Below are 12,751 nucleotides of genomic sequence, written 5' to 3' on the forward strand. Positions count from 1 at the left end.
TCGTGCGGGCGCTGCAGCCCGGTCACCCACGCCTGCCAGCGACCCAGCGACGGCGTACGGCGTCCTCGTGTTCGCGCTCCTCGAGAGCGAGGTCGATCCGGGCGAGCGCCTCCTCCAGGCGGGGGATCCAATGGCGCCGCAGGGCGCGGACCCGCTGGCGGGTGTGTGCCACCTCCGCCCCGACGACCCGGGCGGCCTGCCGGGCGACGGCGTACTCGGCGCCGGCCAGCAGCACCTGACGGTAGGCGGCCTCGGCGTGCACCAGGGCGGTGTTGCCGGGGGTGGCCGCGTCGGGGGAGCGGTCCGGGATGTGGCACGAGGCGAGCGCGGGGTGGCGCACCCCCACCGTGGATTCCTCACGCCAGGTGAAGTCCGCGGCACCGATCCCCTCAGCCGCCGCCTCCAAGGCGTGTTCGCCGCCCAGGAGGACCCCTCTCAGCAGCCATGTTTCGGCGTCCCGGACTGCTTGTCGCCATGCCTGCGCACCGGCCTCCTCGGCCCGCAGCAGGGCTTCGTGCCGTGTCCGCAGGATGCGCAGTTTCCGCTCCAGGAGCTCCGCACCGCGCAGCGCGACGTGCCGGCTGTGCCGAAGGCGCAGCCGCCCGGCGCGGGAGGGCGGAGGGCCGGACGGGGTCGTCATGGATCGGCCCCGTTCCGCTCGCCGCCGCCATCCGGTTCCGCCTGCTCGCCGCCGTCCGGTTCCGCCGGCTCCGCCCGCGCGCCGTGCGCGTCCAGCAGTGCGGCGGGCAGCATGGTGAGCTCACCGCGGGGGAGGGTGAGCAGCGCCTGCCAGGCGGCGTCCAGCGTCCGGTCCAAGGGACGCGCTTCGTCGGGCCGCTGATGCAGGAAACGGCGCAGGAACGCCTCGTCGAAGTCGAGGTAGCGGCGGTCGGTCGGGCTCAGGGCCGCCTCGCCCACCAGGTCCGACAGCTCCCTCACCTGCCGGGCCCGGGCGAGCGCGGCCAGGGTCTGGGCCGCGAGGTCCAGGTGGTCGGGCCGGGTGCGCCCGGGCCCGGCTCCCTTGCGCATCAGGCGGGACAGCGATGACAGGGCGTCCACCGGCGGATACACCCCTCGGGCGTGCACCTGGCGGGAGAGCACGATCTGGCCCTCGGTGATGTATCCGGTCAGGTCGGGGACCGGATGGGTGATGTCGCCCGCGGGCATGGTGAGGACGGGCAGCACCGTGATCGAGCCCGCGCGGCCGCGGATCCGGCCGCAGCGCTCGTAGAGCGAGGCCAGGTCGCTGTAGAGGTAACCGGGATAGGCGCGGCGGGCCGGGACCTCGCCCCGGGCGGCGGAGACTTCGCGCAGCGCCTCGGCGTAGGCGGTCATGTCGGTCATCACCACCAGCACGTGGCGGCCCAGGGAGAAGGCGAGGTGTTCGGCCACGGTGAGCGCGACGCGCGGGGTCAGGGTCCGTTCGATCACGGGATCGTCGGCGGTGTTGAGCAGCAGCACCAGTTCGCCCGCGGCCGAACGCTCCTCCAGCGCGTCCCGTACGAAAGCGGCGTCCGGATGGGTCAGGCCCATGCCGGCGAAGACGACGCTGAACGCCTCGCCACCGGCGGTGGCCTGCGCGGCGATCTGGGCCGCCAGTTCCAGATGCGGCAGCCCGGCCGCGGAGAACACCGGCAGCTTCTGTCCGCGGACCAGTGTCGTCAGGACGTCGATGGCACCGACGCCGGTGAGGATGGGCTCGGAGGGTGGCTCCCGCCGGACCGGGTTGATCGGGGTACCGCTCACCGCCGCGCTGGTCTCGCCGAACATCGGTGGCCCACCGTCGATGGGCTCGCCGCGGCCGTTGCACACCCGGCCCAGCCAGCCCGGGCCTACGGGGACGCGCAGCGGTTTCCCGGCGAAGGACACCCGCAGGTGTGACGGGTCCATTCCGGTGGTGTCCTCCAGCACCTGCACCACGGCGAGTTCGCGGTCGACCTCCAGGACGAGGCCGTATCGCCGCTCGCCTGAGTCCAGGGTGATCCGTACGAACTCGTCCCACCCCACCCCCGAGACTCCTTGCACGATGGCGAGCGGGCCGCGCAGTTCCCGTATGGCCGTGTACTCGACCTCGCTCCACGTGGTCACGGCGCCTCGCCTCCGGGCCCGCCGGGGAAGGGTCGGGGCCGGCCGTTCACCGCAGCTCCCCGAGCCGGGCGAGCATGGTCTCCCGGCGCGCCGCCACTCCCGCCGTGTCATACGGGCCCACCTCCTCGCGCGCCCGCAGCACCGGTCCGAAATCCGCGGCCTCCACGGCTGCCGCCGGGACGCCGGAAGCGATGCGTTCCCGGCAGCGGTCGATGACCGCGAGAACGGCGTCGGCCAGTGCCGCGGCCTTGTCCGGTCCGCAGTAGGCGTCGTTGGCGGACAGCGCGCTCTGCTGCAGCACTCCTTCGCGCACCAGCCGTCCGGCCAGGACGCTGACGCGTTCCGAGTCGGGCAGGGCCGTGATGCCGACCAGGTCGACCAGATCCGCCAGCCGATCGGCCTCCGCCAGTACCGCGGCGAGCCGGTCGCGCCGGCTGGACCAGGCGGGGTCGTCGGCGGCCGCCCGACGGGCGGCGAGCGGTGCCGCGTCCCGGGAGAAGGACCCCGCCCAGGACACGGCCGGGTAGTGGCGGGCGTAGGCGAGGTCGCGGTCGAGTGACCACACACAGCGCACGAACCGTTCGGTGTGGGCCGTGACCGGTTCGGTCATGTCGCCACCGGGTGGGGAAACCGCCCCGATCACGGTCACCGAACCCCGCTCACCGCCCAGCGTCGTCACGGCTCCCGCGCGTTCGTAGAAGGCCGCGATCGCGGAGGCCAGCCCGGCCGGGTAGCCCTCCTCGGCGGGCAGCGCGCCGGTGCGGGAGGCGAATTCGCGCAGGGCCTCGGCCCAGCGTGAGGTGGAATCGGCGATCAGCACCGTGTCCAGCCCCATGTCGCGGAAGTACTCGGCGACGGTGGCCCCCGTGTGGATGCCGGCCTCGCGGGCCATCAGCGGCATGTTGGAGGTGTTGGCGATGGTCACCGTCCGGTCGGCGAGCCGGCCACCGGTGCGCGGGTCCTCCAGTGCGGACAGTTCGGCGATGACATCGGCCATCTCGTTGCCTCGCTCCCCGCAGCCGACGTACACGATCACATCGGCGTCGCACCACTTGGCGATCTGCTGGAGCAGCATGGTCTTCCCGGTGCCGAAGCCGCCGGGGACGGCCACCGTGCCACCCCGGGCGACGGGAAACAGCAGGTCGATCACCCGCTGGCCGGTGTGCAGCGCCTCGGGCTCGCCGCCACGTGCCCGCACCGGGCGCGGACGGCGGACCGGCCACGACGTGGCGAGCCGGACCTCCGTGCCGCCCACGACGGCCACCACCGCGTCCTGGCCGTAGCTTCCCTGTGGCGCGATGTGCTCCACCACCCCGCTGACCCCTGGCGGTACGAGTACACGGAGCCGTACCGGCCCCCGGTCGCGGACCTCCCCCAGCACGCCGCCCTCGGCGACCTGTTCTCCTTCGCCCACTGTCGGGACGAAGGACCAGCTGCGCTCCGTGGCGGATTCCTGGGCGGTCCCGGGCAGCAGCCAGTCCCCGCTGCCGGACAGTGGCCGCAACAGGCCGTCGAACACGCCTCCGAGCAGGCCGGGACCGAGCGCCGCGGACAGGGGCGCCCCCTGGGATTGCGCTTCGTCGCCGGGGGCCAGACCGCCCGTGTACTCGTAGGACTGGGCGGTCACCACACCGCCGCTGATCGACACCACCTCGCCGGGGATCCTGGACGCGCCGAGGGAGACCACGTCGTACATCGCAGTGTCACCCGCGTATTCCATCTCGACCAGTGGTCCGGCGACTCGCAGAACGCGGCTGGGGCGCCGCCCGAGCGCTCCATCGGCTCCGCTCACGGCGACCACAGCGTCTCGACCTCGGCGCCGAGCCGGTCCAGCGCGCGTGACGTGAGGCCGTCCAGTGTGCAGTCGGCCCGCCGACCCGGCGCATGGGCCACCACGCCCACGCCGGGGCCTTCGGTGATCTCGGCGTCCGGCCCCAGCAGTCCTCGGGCGCGTTCTCGCAGTCGGCCCACGACGGCCGGATGGGCTGCCGAGGCCCATCTCCGACGGACGTGCGCGAAGGCCCGGCGGCGCAGTTCCTCGTACGCCGCTTCGCGGGCTGCCAGCTCACGATCCCGGGCGCCCCGGCGGGCGCCCGCCCTGGTGCCGCGGGCGGCGGCAGCGCCCTCCCGCTCGCCCTGCCGGTGGGCTTCCTCGACGATGACGCGCGCCCTGGCCCGCGCCTCGCCGATCAGTGCCGCGGCGTCCCGGTCGGCCCGGTCCAGGACCTCCCGCGCTTCGGCCCGCGCCGCACGCAGCAACTCTGCGCGTACCGGCGCGAGCCCGGGCACCGCCTCGTCGGACACCGGCTTCCTCATCACGGCATCACCACGGTGAGCGGCCGGACGCCTTCCAGCGGCCCCGGGCCGAGCGCGTCCGCCGCGGCGGGAGTGAGGATGACCAACTCCGTCCCGGGCGCAAGAGCACGCCAGGCTTCACGGACCGCGTCCGGCTCCTCGGCGGCGACCACGGTGACGCCCGCCAGGGCGAGCCCCGCCACGCGCGTCCGCTCCCCGAGGGCCGCCACCCGTCCCATGGTCAGGCCTTTCCGATCAGGATGATGGCGACGACCAGGCCGTAGATGGCGATGCCCTCGGCCAGTCCGACGATCACCATCGCCCGGCCGAAGAGTTCCGGGCGCTCGCTGAGCGCCGCCACCGCGGCGGCGCCGGTGTAGGCCACGGCGATCGCCGCGCCGATGGAGGCCCCGGCCACGGAGATGGCGGCGCCGATCAGGGCGGCCGAGGCGGCGCCGGAGCCCTGTGCCGCGGCCGGTGCCGCCGCCTGCGCGGACCCGTTGCCGAGCGCCACCACGAGCAGGGCCGCCGCTCCCGCGAACAGCAGGGCGTTGGCGGCGAACACCCACCGCAGGGCCCTGTGCCGGGACCGTCGCAGCAGCAGCCGCCCCAGCGCCAGAACCACGCCGACGACCGGGAGAGCGATGAACCAGGCGATCACATGGCCTCCTCGTACGCCGCCCCACCTCGCGGCGCATTCGCCGCGTTCCCCTGACCGTCCAGCACGGGGCGCCAGGGACGGAACGGACGCCCCTGGTCCTCGAACACCCGGGAGAACAGCTCGTAGAACTCCAGCCGCAGTGCCTGCACCCCGGCCACCAGCGCCTCCAGAGCGAAGGCGAGCGCGTTGCCGACGACGAAGAGCACCGCGGCCGCGAGCACTGCCGCACCGCCCCGGTCCGCCAGTGCCGTGGTGCCACGCCACACGATCGAGCCGAGTGCGGCATGCGTGAGCCCGAAGGCCGCCAGCCGTGCGAAAGAGATGACGTTGGACCCGATGCGCAGCACCCCGTCGAAGAGCCGGATCCCCACCTGAACGGCGCCCCCCGCGCCACCGCCGGCCACGGCGGACAGCCCGGATCCGGCCAGGAGGAGACCGGCACCCGCGATCACGGCGCCCGCCAGGACGGCGGGGCGGCCCAGCCAGACGCCACCGCCCATGACGGCGAGGCCCAGGTAGAGCATGGCCCCGGCGATCCCGGAGAGCGCGAACAGGGCGTTTCCCGGCCCGCCTTCCCGCCAGCGGTTCGCGATGCCCGCCGCGTACGCCAGGGCCAGCAGCAGCGCGCCGAAGCCGATGGCGGTGACGATCAGCCGCAGCGGATCCTGCAACGGGTTCAGCCAGAGCACCGGGAGAACGCCGGTCGGCCCGAAGAACTCGCCGTACGCGGCACCCGCCAGACAGCTGGTGAGTCCGGCCCCGGCGACGAACGGCCACAGCGGGCGCAGGGACGCGGCACGGCGGGGGTGGCCCAGGCGCAGCGCGATCCCCGCGAGCAGCAGCAGGGCCCCATGCCCGGCGTCACCGAACATCACCCCGAACATCACCACGTAGGCGATGCCCGCAGGCATCGTGGGGTCGAGATCCGGGTACGGCACCGTCCCGTACGTCCGCACCAAGGGCACGAACGAGCGCCGTACCGCACCGGCTTCGCGGAGCAGCGTCGGCGGCTCCACTCCGCGCGGTGCGCGCAGCGGCACCAGCGCCCCTCCCGACGCTGCCAGACGCCGCGCGGTCGCCGGAACGTCGTCGGCGGGACACCACCCGGCGAGTGCCGCGACGTCTCCGCGCCGCACCGCACTTGCCTGGCGTTCCTCGAGCTGCGCCTCACCGGCCAGCAGATCGGTGCGGCCCGCACGCTCAAGCGCGTCGAGGTCGGGGGTTCGGACACTGAGCACGGCGTGCGCCGGCTCCACCCGCGAACGTCGTAGCCGATGGGCCGCGGAGCCCTGCCCGGGAGCGCCCGGACCACCACCCTCGGTGTGGTCGATGTCGACGCAGCCGGCCTCGGCGACGCGCACCAGCGTGTCCCGCAGCGCGTCCCGTGGGGCGACGATCGCCACCCGCCGCATGCGGACCGGGATCATTGCCTCAGGCCGGCGCATCGAACGCCTCCAGGCGTCGACCGCCCCGCGCGGCGCCCTCCAGCGCGCCGCGCACCCGCCAGGCGTCCGCGGAGAGCACGGCGACCGCGCCGACGACCGGTGCCGAGCCGGGGCGGGAGCCGCGCAGCAGCGCCCACCCGCCTTCGTCCAGCCGGTCCCACCACCGGCCCTCCGCCCGCCACAGACCGGCCTCGTCGTCGATCCCGGCCACGGCCCATTGGGCGGTGGGCGGCAGTTCACGCCGGTAGTCGGTGAACGACGTGGCGGCCATGGCCTTCGCGCCGAGCAGCCGCTCGGCCCGTTCCGCGGACAGCCGAGGCAAGGAACGGCGGGCGACGAACACCTCCCGCCCGACCAGCAGGGCGAGCCGCCCCGCCGCCCAGCGCGCGGCCTCCGGTACGGCCGTCGCCGTACGCACCGCGGCGGACACCCGCATCCCGACGGCCACCGCCGCGGGAGTGGCCTCCCCGGGGTCGCCCCAGCCGGAGGCGGCCAGCGCGGCCCGCAGCTCGCGTGGCGAGCCGGTACGGGCCAGCCGGGGCCAGCCCGTCGCCAGCGCGCCCAGCCGGTACGGCGCCCGGGGCGGGCCGACGCCCGTCAGCGTGCGCAGATGGTCCTCCACGTTGGCGATCTCGAACCCGGAGGCGAGTAGACGGATGGTGTGCGCGCCGCTGAGCGGCTGCCAGCCGGCGAGCACCCGCAGATGCCACAGAAAGGCGGCCGCCACCGCCTGCTGGGCGTCACCGAGCGATGTCCCGGGGAGCAGCCCCCGACCGTAGGGCGAGGCACTCAGATGGCGAACGGCGGCTTCGAGGCCCGGTGCCGAAGCCACCTCCTCCGTCTTCTCCCTGCCGAGGGCGCGCGAGAGCATGGCCCTGGCGCGCGTCACCCCGGCCACCCATCCGGCACCCATCACGGATTCCTCCCCCCAGCGTCCCCGGGCCGCCCCCTGGCAGGGGCATGCGGGGTCTCGATGTCCTCGGCCACCATGTCCGCCACCCGGTCCAGGAGACGGGGCATGCGTTCCTCGGCTCTGCGGCGTACCGCGGACGCCTCCCGCTGCGCTGTGGCGAGCAGTTCCGCCGCCTCGGCCTCGGCGTCCCGGCGGACGCGGGCCGCGCTCGTCGCCCGCACCTCCCGAGCCCGGTCCCGGGAGCTCTCCACGATCTCCTGCGCCCGGCGCTCAGCCGCGCGCCGCCTCTCCGCTGCCTCGCGCGCCGCGCCGTCGCGGATGTGCCGGGCTTCCTCCTCGGTTTCTTCCAGGAGGGCCAGCGGCGGATCCAACTCCGCGGTGAGCTCCGCCGTACGGTCCGCGGGCACGCCGCCGGGCGCCGCCCGGCCCGGCGACCCGACCGGGCGGAACCGCAGCAGAAAGTCCCGGAGTCCGGCCACGACCTCTCCTCATGGTTCGGCCTTCGCTCCCAGTGTCCGCACCGGGTGCGGACCTGTCGCGCCGGACTGGGCCGTCCATGGGCGATGCCGCTCGGCGGCGTGGCCGCCCGATCGGTGCCACACTGGCCGCATGGGCGACCGGCCGCACCCCCGTGCCCCCGGTGTGGTGACGCGCGGGCCACCGCGATCGCCCGTCCGCGACGGCACCGGAATCCGCGAGGAGGCCGAGCCCCGATGACGAAGCCCCCCATGGCACGCCCCATCACCGTTGGCTTGGACGGCTCGCCCGAAAGCCTGGCCGCCGCCGAGTGGGCGGCGCGGGAAGCGCTGTGCCGACGTGCGCCGCTGTGGCTGGTCCACGCCTGGATGCTGCCGGCGCCGACGGCGCGTACCGCCCAGGCTCCCGAGGTGCGCAAACTCTGGGCGCAGGAGGCCCTGGACGTAGCGAAGGCGCGACTCGCGGACCGCTACCCGGAGGTGCCGGTATCCGCCGAACTCGTCCCGCGGACGGCCGTCGAGGGCCTGGTCGGCCACGGTGCGTCCTCCCAGATGCTGGTGCTCGGGTCGCACGGGCGGGGTGCCGTGGCCGGTTACCTGCTCGGATCCGTGGGACTGCAGGTGCTGGGATGTTCGACGAGCCCGGTGGTGATGGTGCGCGGGGGCAGCGGAGAACGGACCGGGCCCGAGGGAGGTGAGGTGGTCGTGGGCGTACAGGACCCGCCGGAGTCGGCCGCACCCATCGAATTCGCCTTCGCCACCGCAGCGGCACGTGGAACGGGGGTGCGTGCCGTACGCGCACTGGCGCCGCCGGTGTTCACCCACGGTCCGCAACCCCGGACGCGTCCTGGCCAGGCCGCGAGCGCCGGGGACGAGGACGCCGGGGACGAAGAGCGGAGGCTGCTGGCGGAAGCAGTGGAGCTGTGGCGGGAGAAGTACCCCGACGTCCCGGTGACCGAGCAGATCGAGCACGGCCGCCCTGCGGATGCCTTGCTGGCAGCCGCCTCCCGGGCCGGGCTGGTGGTCGTCGGACGCCACACCCACCGGTCTCCCGTCGCGCCCCGCCTCGGCCACGTCACCCAGGCGCTCCTCCACCACGCCGCGTGTCCCGTCGCCGTCGTGCCCCACGACTGACGACACGCGGTCCGCACGGTCGACGGAAGGGGCGCGGAGTGACGGAGACGACCCACCGTCCCGAGACGGTCCACGCGCTGCTCGCGGACGGCAGCACCGTCGAGCTACGTCCCGCACGGGCACAGGACCTGGACGAGGTCCTGCGGATGCACCGTGAGATGTCCCCCGAGGCCCTGCGGCTGCGTTTCTTCGCCGTCAATCCGCGCTACGCACGGGTGGCGGCGGAGCGCATCTGCGCACCGGCGCACCGCGGGTATCAGGCGCTCGTCGCGGTGGCGGAGGGCCGGGTGGTCGGGGTGGCCGAGTACGACACGCTGCCCACGGTCCCTGGCGAACCGGTGTCCGCGGACATCGCCCTGGCCGTCGCCGAGGGCCGCCACGGTCAGGGGATCGGCACCCTGCTGCTCGAACACCTCGTCCACGCGGCCCGGGAGGCGGGCGTGTCCGCCTTCACCGCCGAAGCGCTCGCCGAGAACCATGAGGTCCTGAAGGTCTTCGGCGATCTGGGCCTGCGCACCTCCCGCCACTTCGACGGCACCGATGTCCGTTGCACCGTCCACCTGGAGCAGGACGAGCACTACCTGGCGGCGGTGGACCGGCGGGGCCGGATCGCCGATGTGGCCAGCCTGCGGCCCCTGCTGCGGCCGCGTTCGGTGGCCGTCGTCGGCGCGGGCCGACGGCCCGGATCGGTGGGGCGCGCCGTGCTGGGAAACCTGCGGTCCGGGGGCTTCACCGGTGCGCTGTACGCGGTCAACCCCCATGCCCCCGTCATCCAGGGAACACCGGCGTTCCCGTCCGTGGCCGCCCTGCCCCACGTACCCGAACTCGCCGTGCTCGCCGTACCGGCGCCCGCGGTCCCGGGCGTGGCGGAGGAGTGCGGCGCGGTGGGGGTGCGGGCGCTGGTCGTCCTGACGGCGGGACTCGACGCCGACCAGGCGGAGGCGCTGTTCACCTGCTGCCGCCGCCACGGGATGCGACTGGTGGGCCCCAACTGCCTGGGGATCGCCGACACGTTCGACGAGGTGCGCCTCAACGCCACGTTCGCCGCACATCCTCCCCTGCCGGGGTGCGTAGGAGTCGCCGTGCAGTCCGGCGGCGTCGGCATCGCGCTGCTGGAGCGGTACGGGCGCCTCGGCGTCGGCGTGTCCAGCTTCGTCTCACTCGGCGACAAGTACGACGTCAGCGGCAACGACATGCTCCAGTGGTGGGAGTCGGACCCCGGCACCCGGCTCGCCGTGCTCCACCTGGAATCCTTCGGCAACCCGCGGGCCTTTTCCCGCACCGCCCGCCGCGTCGCCCGGACCATGCCCGTCCTCACCGTGGACGCGGGCCGCTCGGAAGCCGGACGGCGCGCCGCCGCCTCGCACACCGCCGCCGCGGCCACTCCCACCATGACCCGCCGCGCGCTGTTCGCCCAGGCGGGCATCATCGCCACCCAGAGCGTCGCCGAACTGGTGGACACCACAGCCCTGTTGCACGCTCAGCCACTGCCCGCCGACGGCCGTGTCGCGGTCGTGAGCAACGCCGGGGGAGCCGGTGTGCTCGCCGCCGACGCCTGCGTCGACGCGGGGCTGACCGTCCCCGCCCTGAATCCCGGCCTGGCCGGTGAACTGCGGGCGGTCCTGCCGCCCGGTGCCGCCACCACCAACCCCGTGGACACCACGGCCGCGGTCACCGCCGACCGGATGCGCTCCTGCCTGGACCGGCTGGCGGCGTGCGGGGCGGTGGACGCCGTGCTGGTGGTGCTCGTGCCGACCGCGCTCGCCACCGGGACCCGGGACGACCCGCTGCTCGCCCTCACCGGCATGCCGGGGCGGCGGCCCCGCCCGGTGGCCGCGGTGCTCCTCGACCAGGAAGCTCCCGTACGGCTCCTCCCGACAGCCGACGACAGCCCGGTGCCGGCCTACACCGAACCCCAGTCGGCGGCGCGCGCCCTCGCCCACGCCGTCCGCTACGCCCAATGGCGGGCCGAACCGCCGGGCAGTATCCCCCCGCTGTCGGGGATCGACCGTGCCGGCGCGGCGGCCCTCGTGGAGACGTTCCTCGCCGCCCACCCCGGTGGTGGCTGGCTCGACCCGCGTGACTGCGCGGCCCTGCTCGACCGCTACCGCATTCCCCAGTTGCCCTGGGCCTGGGCCGAGGACGAGGACACCGCCGTGGCTGCCGCACGGCACCTGGCCGAGGACGATCGCGACCGGGTGGCCGTCAAGGCATATTGGCCCGGTCTGGTGCACAAGAGCGACCAGGGAGCGCTGCGCCTCGACCTCGAAGGGCCGGACCAGGTGCGCCACGCCTATCGGGAGCTGCGGGCCCGCTTCGGGGACCGGATGACCGGCGTTCTCCTCCAGCCCATGGCGCGCCGGGGCATCGAGCTGTTCGCGGGCGTCGTCCAGGACGAGGTGTTCGGCCCCCTGGTGCTCTTCGGCCTCGGCGGCACCGCCACCGAACTCCTCGCCGACCACGCCGCCAAACTCACCCCGCTCACCGACCGCGATGTGCACAGCCTCCTCACCGCACCGCGATGTGCCCCACTGCTGTTCGGCTACCGCGGTGGCGGGGCCGTCGACCTGGAAGGGCTGGAGCAGCTCCTGCAGCGGCTGTCCCGGATGGCCTGTGACCTCCCTCAACTCGCCGAGGCCGACCTCAACCCGGTGGTGGCCCGGCCCGACGGCGTCGTGGCCCTGGACGTCCGGCTGCGCATCCTGCCCCGCCACGCGTACGACCCCTACCTGCGACAGCTGCGTGCCGCACGACGGTGGCGGGCCTGAGCGCACCCGTGCCGATCACGGCCGCTGCGGCACGACGGCCACCGGGCACGCCGCGCGGTGCAGCACGGCGTGGCTGACCCGGCCGAGCTGCAGCCCGGAGCGGTCGCGACGGTGCAGGGAGCCGACGACCAGCAGATCGGCCTGCTCCGACACATCCTGCAGGACCCGGTGTGCAGGACCCTCGATCACATCGCGGTGGCACACGGTCTTGTCGCCCTCTTCGCGCTCGACCTCGTCCAGCACCTCATTGAGGATGGTCGCCGCCTGCTCCTCGTAGACCAGGGTGCTCGCCTCGTGAATGAGCAGCGACTGGCTCCCGTGGGGGTGCGCCGGGCGCCGCCATGTGCGTACGGCGTGCAGTTCGGCGTCCCGCGCCCGCGCCTCCCGGAAGGCGAATCGGATGGCGGCCGAGCCCTCCGCGACGTCGCCGACCGCGAGGACCACGCGTCCGAAGGCCCCTTGACGGTTGCGCTCCGCGCCGCGGACCACGATGACGGGGGAGACGGAACGTGCCGCCACCGCCAGACTGACCGAGCCCAGAAGCGTGTCCGCCAGCTCACTTCTGCCGTGGGATCCCGTGACCACGGCGAATGCCTCGCGGCCCTCGTGCAGTAGCGCCGACACGGTGTCCTCGGCCAGGGCCTCGGCGGACACCTTCACCTCCGGGTTGCGCAAGGTCGCGCGTTGCAGGCAGGAGGCGGCGATGTTCTCGGCCACGATCTCCCCGGAGGAGCGGCTGGTGCTGAGCGAGGGGAGGCGCTCCTCGTACCGCTCCCATCGGGAGGCGTGGACCAGGCGCAAGGGCAGCTCGTGGCGGGCCGCCTCATCCACGGCCCAGTCCACCGCCTGGAGACTGGAATCCGATCCGTCAACACCCACGACCAGCGGGAGTGCCATCATCCCCACCGCCTTCCTACGGTCGACTCGTCCGCCCTTGGGTACCCACGTGGCCACGCCCGCACCGCCGCGGT

General features: G+C 74.4%; 12 protein-coding genes. 2 read left to right on the forward strand and 10 right to left on the reverse strand.

What is annotated here, in order from left to right; genetic code table 11:
* Nucleotides 1-22 precede the first annotated feature (22 nt).
* From HYQ63_RS35535 to HYQ63_RS35575, 9 genes are read right to left on the reverse strand one after another with little or no spacing between them, the layout of a single operon-like run.
* Complete coding sequence (locus tag HYQ63_RS35535) at nt 23-640, reverse strand: V-type ATP synthase subunit D (protein ID WP_179937835.1); 618 nt, start codon at nt 638-640, stop codon at nt 23-25.
* Nucleotides 637-2,088 carry a V-type ATP synthase subunit B gene (locus HYQ63_RS35540; protein ID WP_257232337.1) on the reverse strand — a complete coding sequence of 484 codons (1,452 nt, stop codon included), beginning with the start codon at nt 2,086-2,088 and terminating at the stop codon, nt 637-639. The genes HYQ63_RS35535 and HYQ63_RS35540 overlap by 4 nt, the downstream gene beginning before the upstream one ends.
* Before the next feature lie 46 nt (nt 2,089-2,134).
* A complete protein-coding gene (locus HYQ63_RS35545) occupies nt 2,135-3,889 on the reverse strand; it encodes a V-type ATP synthase subunit A (RefSeq protein WP_306664860.1) in 1,755 nt (584 codons plus the stop codon).
* Complete coding sequence (locus tag HYQ63_RS35550; protein ID WP_179931907.1) at nt 3,877-4,404, reverse strand: hypothetical protein; 528 nt, start codon at nt 4,402-4,404, stop codon at nt 3,877-3,879. The genes HYQ63_RS35545 and HYQ63_RS35550 overlap by 13 nt, the downstream gene beginning before the upstream one ends.
* Nucleotides 4,404-4,622 (reverse strand): hypothetical protein, encoded by a 219-nt coding sequence (locus HYQ63_RS35555; protein WP_257232339.1) that lies wholly within the window; start codon nt 4,620-4,622, stop codon nt 4,404-4,406. The genes HYQ63_RS35550 and HYQ63_RS35555 overlap by 1 nt, the downstream gene beginning before the upstream one ends.
* Nucleotides 4,623-4,624: 2 nt before the next feature.
* A complete protein-coding gene (locus HYQ63_RS35560; RefSeq protein ID WP_179937838.1) occupies nt 4,625-5,044 on the reverse strand; it encodes an ATP synthase subunit C in 420 nt (139 codons plus the stop codon).
* Nucleotides 5,041-6,489, reverse strand: a complete 1,449-nt coding sequence (locus HYQ63_RS35565) for a V-type ATPase 116kDa subunit family protein (protein ID WP_179937839.1) — start codon at nt 6,487-6,489, stop codon at nt 5,041-5,043. Before HYQ63_RS35565 ends, HYQ63_RS35560 begins: the two co-directional genes overlap by 4 nt.
* A complete protein-coding gene (locus tag HYQ63_RS35570) occupies nt 6,476-7,402 on the reverse strand; it encodes a V-type ATPase subunit (RefSeq protein WP_179937840.1) in 927 nt (308 codons plus the stop codon). Before HYQ63_RS35570 ends, HYQ63_RS35565 begins: the two co-directional genes overlap by 14 nt.
* Nucleotides 7,402-7,881 (reverse strand): hypothetical protein, encoded by a 480-nt coding sequence (locus tag HYQ63_RS35575; RefSeq protein ID WP_179937841.1) that lies wholly within the window; start codon nt 7,879-7,881, stop codon nt 7,402-7,404. Before HYQ63_RS35575 ends, HYQ63_RS35570 begins: the two co-directional genes overlap by 1 nt.
* Before the next feature lie 234 nt (nt 7,882-8,115).
* Between HYQ63_RS35575 and HYQ63_RS35580 the strand changes: the two genes are divergently transcribed.
* Both HYQ63_RS35580 and HYQ63_RS35585 read left to right on the forward strand, forming a co-directional pair.
* Entirely contained in the window at nt 8,116-9,012 is an 897-nt protein-coding gene (locus HYQ63_RS35580) for a universal stress protein (protein ID WP_257232340.1), read from the forward strand.
* A gap of 38 nt (nt 9,013-9,050) precedes the next feature.
* Nucleotides 9,051-11,780, forward strand: a complete 2,730-nt coding sequence (locus HYQ63_RS35585) for a bifunctional GNAT family N-acetyltransferase/acetate--CoA ligase family protein (protein ID WP_179937842.1) — start codon at nt 9,051-9,053, stop codon at nt 11,778-11,780.
* A 15-nt stretch (nt 11,781-11,795) separates the two neighbouring features.
* Here the strand turns inward: HYQ63_RS35585 and HYQ63_RS35590 are convergent, their stop codons facing one another.
* Nucleotides 11,796-12,677, reverse strand: a complete 882-nt coding sequence (locus HYQ63_RS35590) for a universal stress protein (RefSeq protein WP_179940851.1) — start codon at nt 12,675-12,677, stop codon at nt 11,796-11,798.
* Nucleotides 12,678-12,751 lie beyond the last annotated feature (74 nt).

The sequence above is a fragment of the Streptomyces sp. Rer75 genome (genome assembly GCF_013414305.1).
In the GTDB taxonomy this organism is placed as follows: Bacteria; Actinomycetota; Actinomycetes; order Streptomycetales; family Streptomycetaceae; genus Streptomyces; species Streptomyces himastatinicus.